Raw genomic sequence first — 14,028 nt, forward strand, 5'->3', positions numbered from 1 at the left:
GTGGATGGCAAGGACTCTATCAACTCTTGCAAAACCGAGCGGGCCATGAAGAGTGGGTAGCGTTTTGGATCTATGCAATCATCCGGGATGCGACACTTAACCTGGCTCGGATCACTGCGCAGTAAGGAGCTGAAAAAGCCGGATTCACTTGAACGCCCAGTCCGCTCTGTTCTAGAGCCACACTAGATTTCACCGAGACTTCTAGCCGCTGATTGGCACCGCAGGTGGGACCACCCGCATTTACTGGATCCCACGCATAGGGTTAACCCTACTCATCCAGCGTAAAAGATTGCACGGAAAACGACATCACCCCAGCTTCCGCCAGTCGCTCGGTGTAGCGAATGCTGACGTATTGCGAGCCTCTATCGGAGTGACAAACCAAACTGCCATCGGGCTCAGGCTGACGGGCATAGAGGGCTTGCTCCAGGGCGTCGAGAACAAAGTCCGTGCGCATTGAACTGCTCACCCGCCACCCAACGATGCGCCTGGCAAACACGTCGATGACGAAGGCTACGTACAGCCAGCCTTGCCAAGTCGAAACGTAAGTGAAGTCGCTCACCCACAACTGGTTCGGCCTCTCGGCCCGGAACTGCCGGTTGACCCGGTCCAATGGACATGGTGCTTTGCCATCACTGACGGTGGTTCGTACGGCCTTGCCGCGCATCACACCACGCAGTCCCATGCTGCGCATCAGACGCTCTACCGTGCAGCGGGCCACGGTCACGCCTTCGCGCGCTAGTTGTCGCCATACCTTGTCGGCGCCATAAACCTGCATGTTGGCCTGCCAGACTCGTTGAATCTGCGGCATCAGCAATTCGTCGCGTTTCGCTCTAGCGCAGCGTTTGTGAGGCTCGCGCACCAGCGCGGCGTGGCGCCGATACGCTGACGGGGCAACCTGCAAGACCTTGCAGAGCGGCTCGACCCCGAAAGCATTGCGCTGCTGGTCGATAAAGGCCCTCAAGACTTGAGCCGGCGGTCGAGCTCCGCCTGGGCGAAAAACGCGCTGGCCAGCTTCAAAATCTCGTTGGCTCGGCGCAATTCTTTGACCTCGCGCTCCAGCTCCTTGACCCGCTGGGCTTCGGCTGTGGTGACGCCTTCTCGCGTGCCTGCATCAACTTCGGCACGCTTGACCCACTCGTTCAGGGTCTGCGGCACGCAGCCAATCTTGGGGGCAATGGATTCGATGGCAGCCCACAGGGATGGGTACTGCCCGCGCTGCTCCTGCACCATTCTCACTGCGCGCTCACGCACCTCGGGCGAGAACTTGTTCGTCTTCTTCATGGCTCAATCCTCTCAGAGTGTTGAGCCTCCTCAAAAACCGGGGCGATTCAGTCCAGGGCCGCGGTACTGAGGTCTGCACAATAAGCAGCTGCCACGAGAGTGAGCGGGTGAACCTGCAGGTGCTCAGCTAGCGACTCTATTTTTTGGAGGCTGGGTACTTGGTGGCCCTGCTCCATTCGCGTCGTGTGCCGACGACTTGTTGCGGTCAACATATCTTCCTGGACTAGTCCACGCGCCGCGCGCAACTCGCGCAGCACCCGACCAAAGTCGGCTTTCGGAGTGGCGCGGTTGCGGGAAGGCATCTCCCTGATTTCCGCTCAACGGGACCAAAAAGACCACGACCAACTAGTCCCATTAGATGCCTTTAGGTCACAAAATTAGGCCCGTGTGGCCGTAGCTAAGCATGCAAACGCTGTTTTTAGATTTCGACGGGGTACTCCATCCAGAGTTTTGTCATGCCTCTAAGCACTTCAGTTGCCTCGCGCACTTCGAAGCAGTACTTCGACGCTTCCCCGAGATAGATGTTGTCATCGCCAGCACATGGCGATTGCACACTCCTATTGATGAGTTGAGATCCTGCTTTTCTGCGGATGTGGCCGATAGAGTCATCGATGTAACTCCGAACTTCTGCCAGCTTGCAGACGTGTCAGCGTCAATGGTGAGCTTTCACAGAGAGGCTGAATGCATCGCGTGGCTCAGGGCCAACGACCGCGTGGCGAAGCCCTGGCTAGCCATTGACGACCGGTCCTGGCTTTACAGGCCGTTCAATCCCGCAGTGTTTCTGGTGAATGGGAGAACCGGGCTCACGGCAGATAGCGCAGTAGCCCTGTCGATACGACTGGCGCGGTTGTGACATCCCGCCATGTGTTGCATCATCGCTTTCGCCATGAGCTGCCCTCTATTCCGCTCTGAAGCGTCGAGAAATAGCGCGATTTAAATGAGCACCCTGTCCATGACTGCACCGTTTGCCCATTACGGAGTCCCGAACGGCCAGCATGCGCCCGCCGATCCGTACGCCTTTGCCACCCAGTCGGCCGACGTGTTGCGCCTGGGTGCCGAGTTTCGTCGCAACCGCCTGGATGCCGCGGACATGGTCACCATCGACGATGCAGCAGCGCTGGCCGGTGTAAGTCGGTTCACAATCAACACTTGGATCAAATCACGCCGCTGCATTGGCGTGGCCAATCTGCGCCTTGAGTTGAAACTGCCGAATTGGCAGTTCGAACCCAACCTGTGGCCCCTACTGCAACTCTTGGCGGCGGCGCTTGGTGCGGCCGATGGCTGGCAGGTGCTGACCTTCCTGGAGACACCTGCACCAGCCTTGGAAGGCCGGACTCCGCGCGCTGCACTTGAACAAGGTGTGCCCGCACGGCGTATCCTGTCATTGGCAACGGCTGACGCTTACTGACCTCTACGCCTGAGCCTGACAGACCTCGACCGGTCATTCATCAAACTGCCGGACTGGCACCGTTGGTATCGCATCCTCGCCCACATAGCCCAAGGATTCTGTGAGCGTTAATGTTCAAAACCGCGATCAAATCACCACGGATGGCTGCGCGCTTACGCAATTGCCGTCGACATGCGCAGTGCACCCGGGAGAGCCTTGGGGTTGACGCACCAGACTTTGCCTCAGTCCAGAACGTGCGCAAAGACCACATGCTGGCCTATTTTGAGCTGTATGTGCCCGGCCTGCAGGGCCTGAGGCTTCGCCCGACACTACGACCGAAGAAGACCGAGATAAGTGCTGTTCACGTCGTCGCTTTGGGTGGCTGGGTATAGGATTTGTCATATAGCCTAGCGGCTTGCTTTAGGCGGGCGACCCCATCGCGTGTGCTGTTCGCAAAAACTATCACGGGCAAATCGAAACACCTGAGCATCCACCGTCTGCCGCTTTCACAATCGCGCGATAATTCAGCAACGCCGAAAATGTGAACGCGACCACCACCCATTAAAAGACGCGCACGTTTAACTAGCCCATGCGCGAATCGATTCAAGTCTCCATCGTAAGTCCAGGATCCGTCAACGCCATAGCAGATCGCGGGAGCGATCATTTGCGCGTGCAGTGCAAGTCGCTTCGAATTTTCATGCGCTGTATGGCGCGCAACTCGAATTTGCTTGTAGGGTTCGTGAGTCGCTTCGCGTGTCCAAAAACCGGGGCGCCTTTGCATTATCGCAAGGGTCAATCGGCTCTCATCACCCCGCCATGCCCACCACTCTAACTGGGGGCGTGGGCGCCTACCACGCGTTCCGTCGATAAATCCTTGCGCACTAAATCCCCAACTGAGCTCTTCTTGAGTGGGCCATAAATCTAAAAGAGCAGCAGCGTTTACACGTTGCTCGATCCAAAATTCTGCTTGCTCCCTAGCTCCGCAGATGACTACTTGCTGCGCGCCTTGGGTCCTGGAGTGAAACCCTCGATCATACGAGGGGATACGCGGAGGAAAACGCGGATTGCGACGCAAATGGCCGAGCAATCCTTTTAGCCATTGCTCCACGCCGCTCGTACGCCAAATCGACGAACGCATCCAGTTGATAATCGCCCATGCAATAGCTACGGACCTGTTATTCTCGACTGCAACCCGCAGTAGCTCTGCGCTCTCGTTTTTTACTACCCAACGCAGCAAATGAATCTTTTTGCCTAGCAGATGGTTGAACGCATAGCGCCTCATGCTCTTAAATATCTGCAGCGAGGAAATAGTGTATTTCCATACGTCCTCGTAGTCTACTTCACGCCACGATGGCATGGCTGACAAACGAGCAAGGCTATTTATCTTAAATCCAGACTCAAAAACGATTTTTACACGATCATAGACAACCGGCTTAAAGTCAAAACACCTGACTAATAAAGCCGGAGGGCCGACAAAACTTTCCGGCGCATGGAACTGGCGATCTTCCAGATTCAAATCTGTCCATTGAGGCATTTCCTCACCGTGCTCAGCCAAACCCAATGCCAACTGACGGTACATCGAGGACGCATTATTACTAAGTCTTGCTTCGGGTGAAAACGTCCAGCACTTGTCCGCTGCGTTTTCGATCCAAGCTATTATGTCCCCTAAGTGTTCGTCTCGTTGCTGATTTGGCGCAGGCTGTCTAGCCGTTTCGACGGGCATCCAGGGATTTTCGCAAGCACACAAAGACGCCGCGAATCTATTCTTCAATCGGATCGAACTTGACAAATTCTTGCCACATAGCGGGCATGCTTCAATCAACGGCTCGTGGTGCAAAGGACACCTTTTAAACCACTTCAATGAGAAAAGTGGTGTGTGATATCCTTCGCGTATGCAGATTATACAAATCAATGGGTTGGAAGAAAATGCGTAGCTATGAACGCCGTCGGGAAAATCAGATACTCTTGACCACCTGAACGCATCCCTATTTTCGCCGAGGACGTCAACAAAAAAATCTAACTTTATCCCCTTGTTTAAATATTCGGATGAGTTAATTGGTATAAATTTATCGTCTTTGTACGTGCTGATATCGTCGCTAAGCATCGTGAAGCTTGGGCTATTCAGTATTACGAAGCGAAGTGTCGTGACCCAGAGCGAAGCGAATTTGTGCACAAAGCCCGTCCGCCAAGCGTAGGTCTGCTCGGGCGCGTACCTGCCAGGGACTTTCACGTCTTGGAAATCGTTAACGACAATTGAACGATTAGCTTTGCGCACGAGACGGTTCACGTTACACGTCCAAGGCTATTGCGCGCATGTGATCGGCCAGTCGATGGGTAGTAAGAAAGTCCACCCAAGCCTTTTCAGAAGTTACCTCGTCCCAGTCTGCGCCAAAGCCTAGGTGAAACAAGACGTCTTCGACGGCTAGGGCAATGTGTTTCATAGGAAAAGTTATCTCACCCTCATGGTCTGAAGGTAGTAGCGCTACTAGTGCGCGCCACATGCTTGTCGATACGTTGGAGAGTCGCTTCCTCTGGCTGAAGTCGATGGGTGCGAAGTGCTCTAAATATGACACTCCGCCTTCCACAGGCCACCGGCTCTGCTCGTCGTATCCATCGAGAATAAAGCCCAGCTCTTCCTCGCTTTCCACACCGGGAAACTTCCACTGGTCTACCAGGAAACGTGCCGCCACATGCGGGTTGCCGGTACGCGCGAGCAGGTCAAATTCATAGGCCATCTGATGTGTAGCGATCGAAAACACAGTCAAAACATAGCCCGCTTGGTCCATCAAATTTTGAAGGCTCAGCAGCCATAGCCACTCCTTAGTCGTCATGCCTTGCGCCTCGTCGATGATAAGGACAACCGTTGTGGTGCTGCAGTTGTCAGCGGACGCGAGGAAAAACTCCCGAAGCATTATGAGACGGTCCGTCGGACTCAGTCGGCCTTTTCTATACGCATGCGAAACACTCTCAAGAAGACTCTTGTAAAATTCACCCGCGCTGGCGAACGTTATTGGGCGAATCCAAATATGTAGCGGAAGAGAACCGCCAAGCCGTTCTTCAAGCAAATTCTTTAAAAAGAACTGGACAGCTCGAGTTTTGCCAAAGCGCGAAGGCCCGTAAATGTATGCTCCGGAAATCTTGTTATCGAGCCAACCTCCGAGTTTGTCACCACACGCGGCGATGGCCGGGGTGAAAATGGCGTAGCGGCCCGTCACTATCGGATGTTCCCGCGAGACGTGATCTGGAAGCTTTCTCATGAACTAATTTTTGGCCAGCCGTTTGGGAGGCAATGGTTTTTTTGTCGAGTTTGCAGCCCTGACGACAGTAGGAGTAACTGGAATAACCGGAGTAGAAGAATGACTCGGCTGGGATTCCGCTTCCTTAGTGAGCGAAGCGGTGTCAAGAGTGCCAAGGCTTTCCAAGGCACGCTTTGCTGCACTATCCCCTTCGAAACTTGTCGCCTGCTGCGCCAATATTCTTTGAATCTCTAGATAAGCGGGATGGACAGGCAGCTTCTTGTTGGTCTGCGCATCAACGAATTTCATGAAGGTTCGAATTCCATCATTATTCAAACTCTGGATTCTTTTATCCTTATGCAATGTTTTGATACTGCGGCGCACTGCCAAGCTATGAGGTAATTTATCCCACGGGGGGGCAGCACGTAGTACACCAATCAACTTTCCATTCGTAGTTATGCACTTCGCGATACGTGCATCATCCTCAAGGTGGTTTACCATCCATACCTTGGTGCCGACCAAGTCTTCTCGATCTGCAATTGCCGGCCCCCCGTATCGACCGTGATCAAAGTTTATGTATGGAGCACGGCCCTCAGCTGCGCCCCCATGAACAACGCACAGTTTGCGATAGCTGAGCATGCTCTGGACCAATGTAGAGTCAGCCCGCCTCTTCGGCAACATATCCTGCTGTCTAAAATAATCAATTTTCTGAAGAGGAGACATATAGCCAAGCGAGCCATGCTGAGCTGCGTTGTAATTACATATCAGAGATTGCAATAGCTCGGCAAGGTATTCAATTGTGAATTGGCTTTCAATTGCAACCCCCTCTGGATTATTTCTCTTCGAATCTTTACTCGATGACCCAGTTGTATTCGAAAGTCTTTGAAGTCCACGATTCCCAAGGACCCGGAAGTAGCTTTCTATGTATGGTCGATCATCAAGGCTTCGTCGTGCAGAAAAACTATTTTGGGGCGAAAGTAGATCTGATCCCACGACATTAGCCAGTGTCTCTTTTACCGTTTTACAGGTCTCAGCTAATGCACCGTCCACACTCAATTCGTCCCAGCACAGCCCGATGAATTCATCGCCAAGAACCGATGGAAGGCCTGCTCCTTTGGCGAGAGGATTTTCTGAGTGGGTGGTTTCGATGGGCGTCCATTTCGTTAAAGCGGACTTGATCGTTCTCAAGACATCGTCCTTATTAACCTCCTTTCGCGTGCTTAGGTAATATCCGATGACAGCGCGAGAGACTACCTCTACCATTACAATTACCCAGAGACGATGAATAATGCGGGGCACCCACCCACCGCCTGGGGCAGGCAAGAGAACACAAAACCTGCCATCAAGCTTATGGGCGTCCATCTCGACTCGCCCGTATGGTTTGAAGGTGGGTCGGTCGACGCCGTCTCCCGCGCGCAGCTTTCTTGCCGCATAGGTGCCCCCCGAGATAAGTGCAAGCACTGCAGGATTTGCCTTAAGTAGCTTGTCGGTATACCGCAGCAAAGCTTGATACCCGAGCCCTTCAGAGTTGAACGGCCATTCCTTACGAATCTCGTACCCTCGATCTCGCAGCTCATCAAGGAACCAAGCCCAAATCGCCTGCCGGTGGCGCTTACCTTCGGTCAACTCATCACTCTTGTGAGTGCGGAGAATCTTTGAATCCAGCTTGGTCTTGAAGGCCGGATCCCCAAGTAAAAGCGAGCCCATCGCACCGGTACCACCGTACCCGAATTTATCTATGACAACCGGTTTTTTGCGCACAGCCGGGAAGAGGCGCACATACAGCACCAAAGCCCTAAACCCGAAAATCAGCCCGTCCGGACTAGGAGCCGTACAGCGTTCAGTGATGAGCCGCGTTGTCTGCCTAAGGCCAATCCCGCACTCCGCCATGATCTTTTTGTTCGAGGCCCCCTCGATACATAGTTCGACAGCTCTCTTGCGCTTGAAGTAGCTGTCCTGGACTTTAGGAGGAAGAGACCCTACATCCGGAGTCGGCCAAGTCTCAAGAGAAAAATCTGGCTGATCCGTGACTCCGCGGATTCGTCGGCCCGGCAAGGTTTTCGGCATACTGATCCTCGGTGTGTGCACCTAGCGAACAATAATACGATAACGTTGATCTAGCGAACAAAAATAGGATAAATGTGTATCGCAAAGTTCAAAATTTTGCGAAATTTCTATAGCTACGGGTGGGGGAAATTTGGAACAACTTTAAGGAAACGAACGTGTGGGGAAAGCCCCATGACATGGCCACATGAGAAACGGATTTTCCCAACGCCCCATTCAACAACTCCGCTCTCACACCGTTTAATCTGACCAGCCTCAGATATGCCATGGGAGTCATGGACTTGAAGTTCATGAAACCAATTTGAAGCGCGCGAACACCGACTCCAGACGCTTCCGCAATGTCTACCACCCTCATAGGTCGCGATGCATTCTCGACCATATAGTCTATTGCGCGCTTGACACTTCCCGGGCTTGGCATCGGCCCAGAGTTTTTCATCATGTCTGTGTAGCTGTGATACACGCCTTCCAGGATGACATTGATTACGTATTCGTTCATGCTGGTCAGCGCAGCCGGATATCTGAAAAGGGGCGTTGTGCCATCCTTTTCTTGGTGTACAATATTCATCATCGACTTGATGACATGAGATTCATAGCTGTTGGTGTCAAGAACGGGATTGAACAATATCCTTTTGGTTGCAGGCCGCTCAATCAAATCGGACAGTCGTTTGTGGATTGCTTCTTTTTCGACCGAAACCCGATGCAGTGTGGTTCGTGGAGAAATATTGGCAATTTTGGTCAGTGATGAGTCCAAGACCAAGCCGCACGACCCGCTTGTTTCGTTTGCATCTCCTCCGAAACGCACTGCCTCCAGCGTTCCACCGTCCGAAAAAGAAATTCCGTATCCGTCGTACGCTTCTTCAAATTTAATTTGAACATCGGACTTCCAGGATGTCCGGGAAAAACACAGGCCGCCAGTCAGTATTACGTCAGACCGCATCTCGAAATCACTCAAATTTCTGGTTTTCGCGGTGCCTGCGGAGTGATGGCGTGACACTATGGCCGTGTACTCGTCCAAATCAGATGTGAAGAGTTTTATTCTGTTAATCATATGCCTCATTGGTTTTTTGATTTTCAGAGCGATTTGAGGACCCAAGCTTCTCACCCGTCATAACGGCAATCAAGTCACCGGTCGGCGTGCGTCCCCAAAGGCTTTGGGTACGTCCTGCAGGCAGGCAAGCCGCAGCCCTCGGCACGAATGCGACGGACATCGCACCTGTATCCGCACACCCATCCATCCACACCGCCGGTGCAGCGCTAGATCATCTCGCGAACGCGCATGCTGAAATCGTCGATGGAGAAAGGCTTGGTCATCACCGCCATGCCCGGCTCCAGGTGGCCGTTGCCGACGAGTGCATTCTCGGCATAGCCGGTGACGAACAGGACTTTCAGCTGCGGGCGCGCCGTGCGGGCTGCGTCGGCGAGTTGGCGGCCATTCATGCCGCCGGGCAATCCGACGTCGGTAACCAGCAGGTCGATGGCGGCATCGGACAGCAGCGTACGCAGGCCGGTGCCTCCATCGCTGGCTTCCAGCACGGTGTAGCCCTGCTGCTGCAGCACCTCGCCCATCAGCATGCGCACGGCGGATTCGTCGTCCACGACCAGCACCGTGCCATTTTGCGGGCCCAGCGGCACGGGCTGTTTTTCCGATGAGGGGCCGTCGTCCTTGGCGCCGGTATGGCGCGGCAGATAGATGCACATCGTGGTGCCGACGCCCACCTCCGAACGAATGCGTACCTGGCCGCCCGACTGCTGGGCAAAGCCGTAGATCATGGACAGGCCCAGGCCGGTTCCCTGGCCCATGGGCTTGGTGGTGAAGAACGGGTCGAATGCCTTCGCCTGGACTTCCGGCGTCATGCCGGCGCCGGTGTCCGTCACGCTGAGCGTCACGTAGTGTCCGGCACCCAGGCCCTGCGCTCGCGCCGCACGGTCGTCCATCCAGACGTTCTCCGTTTCCACGGTGATGCGGCCGCCGTGCGGCATCGCGTCGCGGGCATTGATGCAGAGGTTGAGCAGCGCACTTTCGAGCTGCGATGCGTCGACGAGTGTGGCCCAAAGGTCGGCCGCTGCGACCGTCTCCATGTGGACGGCGGGACCCACTGTGCGGCGAATCAGCTCTTCCATGCCGGCCACCAACTGGTTCACATCCACGGCCTTGGGGTCCAGCGTCTGGCGACGGGAGAACGCCAGCAATCGATGGGTCAAGGCCGCTGCGCGGCGCGCCGCGCCCTGGGCCACCGTCACGTAGCGGCCGATTTCGGTGGTGCGGCCCTGTGCGATCTGCCGTTGCATCAGCTCCAGCGATCCCGTGATGGCTGCCAGCAGGTTGTTGAAGTCGTGGGCCAGGCCGCCGGTGAGCTGGCCGACTGCTTCCATTTTCTGGGCTTGGCGCAGAGCATCCTCGGTGGCCATCAACTCGCGCACCGTGGTGTTCACCCGCTGCGCCAGGTTCTGGTTGGCTTCGGCCAAGGCACGCTGGGCCCTGACCTGCTCGGTCACGTCATAGCCACCGACGAAGATGCCGCTGACGGCGCCACCCGGGTCGCGGACGGGCTCATACCGCAGGTCGATGTAGCGGTCTGCCTGGTCTGCGGCCCGGTTGTCGAGGTGGATCGGCATGGCCTGCGCGGAATAGGACTCTCCCGTGGCATAGACCTTGTCGAGCAATTCATAGAACCCCTGGTTATGCAGTTCCGGAAACACCTCGCGCACCGTGCGCCCCAGGAAATCGCGGGCTCCGGAAATCTCGACATACGCGTCGTTCACGTACTCGAACCTGTGCTCCGGTCCGCTCAGGATGCTGACGAATCCAGGCATCTGCTGCAGAGTCTGACGCTGGCGCTCGGTGCTTTCGCGCAGGGCCTTGTCTGCCAGGACCTTGGCCGTCGTTTCGTTGGTGAAGATGAAAAGCCCCGCTACTTCGCCATCGGCGCCAAGGATGCGTGAGTAGGAGAAAGTCCACCAGGTATCCGCCATGCCGCGATCGGTGGCCAGCTTCCAGTAAAGGTCATTGAAGCGCTGGCTTTTGCCGGACATCGCGTCGGCAATGATGGGATGGGCCTGCTCGAGCGCGTCCGACCAGACCTCGTCGAACAAAGCCCCCATGGCCCACTCCACGCGGGGGCCGAGCAATGGGATATAGGTTTCGTTGAAGAAGAAGTGCAGCTGGGGTCCCCAGCACAGGATCATGGACTCGGGCGAGTTCAGGACCAGACTGAGCGATACCTTGAGTCCCTCCGGCCATTCTTCCGGCTGCCCCAGAGGATGGTTCGACCAGTCACGGCTCAGGATCAGTTCCGTGGCGCGGCCGCCACCGGAGAGGAAGGGGATCGGGGCGTCATGGCGCATACCTGATTTGAGAACTTTGTGCAGCAGCAGATTGTCGAGAATGGCAATGGGAACGCATCCACTGGACACCGGCAACACCAGCGGACTGTGCTTTGTGGATGCGCTCAGGCGCTCGTCATTGCCGAATCGGTCCTGCCGTACGCTGGCACGGGATGCGGCGCATGCGAAGCGCAAGACTGGATGGTAGCGGTGCCGAGCGACATGGCTAGACAGGGCCCTTCAAAAAACTTCCCGATCCTCTGATTTCGCCGGAGCCGGCGGCACTGCGTGGACTATGCCCCCGATTGTCGTCGTGCCCGAGGCCGAGGCCGAGGAACGCTAGGACCTGTTCGCGAACCCGCTGGCCGATAATCCGCCCCCATGAGCAGAACCGCCGCAATCCGCACGCATGCGCCGACATCGGGGAAGCGGCGTCCTGCAGCCGGCCTGATTCGATGGGTGCTGCTGTGGTTCGCGCTGTCTATCGGCTCGGCCATTGCCTCACCGATGGTCCATGCGCAAACCCTGGAGCTGGTCTGCTCTGGGGCCGGTCTGGTCAAGGTCATCGTGCACACCGATGACGGCGTGCAGGAACTCGGGGCCGCCCATATGGACTGCCCGCTGTGCGTGCAGGCGGTCACGCCGCCCGCCACCACAGCCGTCGGACTGCCCTCGCCCTTGGCGCTTGCCTACGGGTTATGGGCAATCGCAGCCACGCACCTCATGGCGGCTGCCGCGGCTCCCATGCCGGCGCGCGGGCCGCCCTCCCCCTCGCTCTTCTGAAGCTTCTTCTTCCGTTCGTCCGCGCGTGATGCCGCCTTCGGGCGCGCTTCGCGCCGCGCGTTTTCGCATCGAGTCGGCGCCCGCCGTGGGCGCCAGAGAGCCATTCATTCCATGAACCCCCATCGACGTCACGCCTTGTCCGCCCTCAGTGCGTTGTCCGCACTGGCGTCCCTCCACGCTTCAGCGGCGACCGACACCATCGCCCCAGCACTGCCACTGCCCAACGCCAACTCGCGCCCCCGGCTGCAGATCGTGATGGTCGTGCACCCTGACATGACCGCCCTCGATCTGGTCGCCCCCCAGCTCGTCTTCGCAACCATGGGCGATGCCGACACACACCTGGTCTGGAAAGACCTGTCCCCGGTCACGACCGACAGCGGCTTGAAGATCTTGCCGAGCACGACTTTCGCCGATGCGCCTGCGACGCCTGACATCCTCTTCGTGCCCGGCGGGCTCAAGGGCACGACTGCGTTGCTGAAGGACGAAGACACGTTGCGCTTCCTGCGCGAGCGTGGCAAAGCCGCGCGCTGGGTCACCGGCGTGTGCACCGGGGTGCTGCTGCTCGGCGCGGCCAGCCTGCTGCGGGGACACCGCGCCACGGCCCACTGGTATGTGCGGGACCTGTTGCCGATCTTTGACGCGACTCCCGTGGCGCAGCGCGTGGTGGTCGACCGCAATCGTGTAACCGGCGGCGGCGTGACCGCGGGCATGGACATGGCATTGACGCTTTCCGCGCTGCTGCGCGGCGAGGCACATGCGCGTCTCCAGACGCTGCTCTTCGAATACGACCCCCAGCCGCCCTATCCGTCAGGCACGCCCGAGCTGGCCGGCCAGGCCCTGACGACCACAGTCCGCGAGCGACGGGGCACCGCCATCGAAACCGCCCGCCAGGCAGCGCAGAAAGCCCGCGACCGCTGGCCCAATTGAACGGGTGAACACAACCACAGCACGGGTGGGATGCCGTCTGACGGCGCGTGCTGCTGGCCGCACGCGCCCAGGGGCCCTGGCCCGCCCTACAACGACGCTCTCGCTGCATCGTGAAGAACTTTCGCGATCAGATCGAGCAACGCTGGCGACAGCTCCTTCGCCACCTCATCCATGGGTTCTGCAGTCGATAGGCTCACGTTGATCACGTACTGAGCGCCCGCCACCTCCAGCGGAGCCGCCAGCGCAACAACTTCGGGCTGCCATGATGCCGCGCAGTAGCCTTTGTCGGCGACATCAACCCGTGCTTGTTCAATGGCTGCCTTCAGCGTTGGCCAGGCCTCTGCACGCCGGCTGCGGAAGACATGCATCAGCGCATTGCGTCGAAGCTCCGGAGCGACGGCCAAATAGGCACGCCCGAGCGATGTCAGCTCCATGGGCACGCGCTGACCCGACACCACATGGCGCAGCGCTGCCCGCCGGGCGTAGCGGATGGATTCCAGGTACACCATCTCGTCGCGGTCGGGTGCGGCCAGGCCGACGTTGATGCGCCGCCCTTCTGCCAGAGCCCGCATCCTCGGAGCCGCAACCGCCAGAACGCGAGAGCCCGATCGCATGGCGTGCCCCAGGCTCAGCACAGCAGGGGCCAATCGATAGGCCCGGCTCGGCGCATCCAGCTGCAGCATGCCCGTGCCCACAAGAGTCTGGGTCAACCGGCTGACCGTGGACTTGGACAGGCCCGTACGTTCCGCCAGGTCGCCATTGCCCAGCAGCTCGGAGCCTTGCCTGAAGGCTCGCAACAGCTCGATGCCTCGCTCAAGGGAACGATTGGCCGGCGACATCCCTGGCTTGTCGTCGGCGATCCCGTTTCTTCGTACTTCCACACGGCTTCTCCATTGGCTGGCAACCATTCTAGTTCCACTGCATGGAATTGGCAGGGTTACTTTTCCGGCCTGCTTTCCTAAGCTACGGGCACGGTGCTCGAACGCCGACGCCGCAACCTGCCAAGGCCCTGCTGCCATGACTACT

At 57.4% G+C, this 14,028-nt stretch carries 11 protein-coding genes, 1 pseudogene and 1 other annotated feature; of the genes and pseudogenes, 4 read left to right on the plus strand and 8 right to left on the minus strand.

Annotated elements, in window-relative coordinates; genetic code table 11:
• Positions 1-307: 307 nt before the first annotated feature.
• A pseudogene (locus tag ACIGHN_RS12395) lies at positions 308-1,281 on the minus strand (IS3 family transposase); the annotation flags it as partial.
• Positions 887-1,003: a sequence feature (AL1L pseudoknot), on the minus strand. Its footprint overlaps the pseudogene before it by 117 nt.
• 47 nt (positions 1,282-1,328) lie before the next feature.
• Complete coding sequence (locus ACIGHN_RS12400) at positions 1,329-1,583, minus strand: helix-turn-helix domain-containing protein (RefSeq protein ID WP_396504591.1); 255 nt, start codon at positions 1,581-1,583, stop codon at positions 1,329-1,331.
• A gap of 101 nt (positions 1,584-1,684) precedes the next feature.
• Here ACIGHN_RS12400 and ACIGHN_RS12405 point away from each other — a divergent pair, with 101 nt between their 5' ends.
• Positions 1,685-2,134 carry an HAD domain-containing protein gene (locus ACIGHN_RS12405; protein WP_396504592.1) on the plus strand — a complete coding sequence of 150 codons (450 nt, stop codon included), beginning with the start codon at positions 1,685-1,687 and terminating at the stop codon, positions 2,132-2,134.
• Between the two features lie 84 nt (positions 2,135-2,218).
• On the plus strand, positions 2,219-2,689 hold the full coding sequence (locus ACIGHN_RS12410; protein WP_396504593.1) for a hypothetical protein: 471 nt from the start codon (positions 2,219-2,221) through the stop codon (positions 2,687-2,689).
• A 340-nt stretch (positions 2,690-3,029) separates the two neighbouring features.
• Here the strand turns inward: ACIGHN_RS12410 and ACIGHN_RS12415 are convergent, their stop codons facing one another.
• The 5 genes from ACIGHN_RS12415 to ACIGHN_RS12435 form a co-directional block, all read right to left on the minus strand.
• Positions 3,030-4,955, minus strand: a complete 1,926-nt coding sequence (locus ACIGHN_RS12415; RefSeq protein ID WP_396504594.1) for a hypothetical protein — start codon at positions 4,953-4,955, stop codon at positions 3,030-3,032.
• 1 nt (position 4,956) lies between these two features.
• Positions 4,957-5,925, minus strand: a complete 969-nt coding sequence (locus ACIGHN_RS12420) for an ATP-binding protein (protein ID WP_396504595.1) — start codon at positions 5,923-5,925, stop codon at positions 4,957-4,959.
• A 3-nt stretch (positions 5,926-5,928) separates the two neighbouring features.
• Positions 5,929-7,971 carry a hypothetical protein gene (locus tag ACIGHN_RS12425; protein WP_396504596.1) on the minus strand — a complete coding sequence of 681 codons (2,043 nt, stop codon included), beginning with the start codon at positions 7,969-7,971 and terminating at the stop codon, positions 5,929-5,931.
• Positions 7,972-8,059: 88 nt separating this feature from the next.
• Positions 8,060-8,983 (minus strand): hypothetical protein, encoded by a 924-nt coding sequence (locus ACIGHN_RS12430; RefSeq protein ID WP_396504597.1) that lies wholly within the window; start codon positions 8,981-8,983, stop codon positions 8,060-8,062.
• A gap of 239 nt (positions 8,984-9,222) precedes the next feature.
• A complete protein-coding gene (locus tag ACIGHN_RS12435) occupies positions 9,223-11,487 on the minus strand; it encodes an ATP-binding protein (RefSeq protein WP_396504598.1) in 2,265 nt (754 codons plus the stop codon).
• A 186-nt stretch (positions 11,488-11,673) separates the two neighbouring features.
• Between ACIGHN_RS12435 and ACIGHN_RS12440 the strand changes: the two genes are divergently transcribed.
• Both ACIGHN_RS12440 and ACIGHN_RS12445 read left to right on the plus strand, forming a co-directional pair.
• Complete coding sequence (locus tag ACIGHN_RS12440; protein WP_396504599.1) at positions 11,674-12,075, plus strand: hypothetical protein; 402 nt, start codon at positions 11,674-11,676, stop codon at positions 12,073-12,075.
• A 111-nt stretch (positions 12,076-12,186) separates the two neighbouring features.
• On the plus strand, positions 12,187-13,002 hold the full coding sequence (locus ACIGHN_RS12445; protein ID WP_396504600.1) for a DJ-1/PfpI family protein: 816 nt from the start codon (positions 12,187-12,189) through the stop codon (positions 13,000-13,002).
• A gap of 86 nt (positions 13,003-13,088) precedes the next feature.
• Here the strand turns inward: ACIGHN_RS12445 and ACIGHN_RS12450 are convergent, their stop codons facing one another.
• Positions 13,089-13,910 (minus strand): IclR family transcriptional regulator, encoded by an 822-nt coding sequence (locus ACIGHN_RS12450; protein ID WP_396504601.1) that lies wholly within the window; start codon positions 13,908-13,910, stop codon positions 13,089-13,091.
• Between the last annotated feature and the right edge of the window lie 118 nt (positions 13,911-14,028).

The sequence above is a fragment of the Acidovorax sp. NPDC077693 genome, assembly GCF_044542805.1.
In the GTDB taxonomy this organism is placed as follows: Bacteria; Pseudomonadota; Gammaproteobacteria; order Burkholderiales; family Burkholderiaceae_C; genus Acidovorax.

Coding starts and splice junctions, on each gene's coding strand:
- ACIGHN_RS12400 (WP_396504591.1), bottom strand. CDS start 1,583: ATGCCTTCCCGCAACCGCGCCACTCCGAAAGCCGACTTTGGTCGGGTG.
- ACIGHN_RS12405 (WP_396504592.1), top strand. CDS start 1,685: ATGCAAACGCTGTTTTTAGATTTCGACGGGGTACTCCATCCAGAGTTT.
- ACIGHN_RS12410 (WP_396504593.1), top strand. CDS start 2,219: ATGAGCACCCTGTCCATGACTGCACCGTTTGCCCATTACGGAGTCCCG.
- ACIGHN_RS12420 (WP_396504595.1), bottom strand. CDS start 5,925: ATGAGAAAGCTTCCAGATCACGTCTCGCGGGAACATCCGATAGTGACG.
- ACIGHN_RS12425 (WP_396504596.1), bottom strand. CDS start 7,971: ATGCCGAAAACCTTGCCGGGCCGACGAATCCGCGGAGTCACGGATCAG.
- ACIGHN_RS12440 (WP_396504599.1), top strand. CDS start 11,674: ATGAGCAGAACCGCCGCAATCCGCACGCATGCGCCGACATCGGGGAAG.
- ACIGHN_RS12445 (WP_396504600.1), top strand. CDS start 12,187: ATGAACCCCCATCGACGTCACGCCTTGTCCGCCCTCAGTGCGTTGTCC.
- ACIGHN_RS12450 (WP_396504601.1), bottom strand. CDS start 13,910: ATGGTTGCCAGCCAATGGAGAAGCCGTGTGGAAGTACGAAGAAACGGG.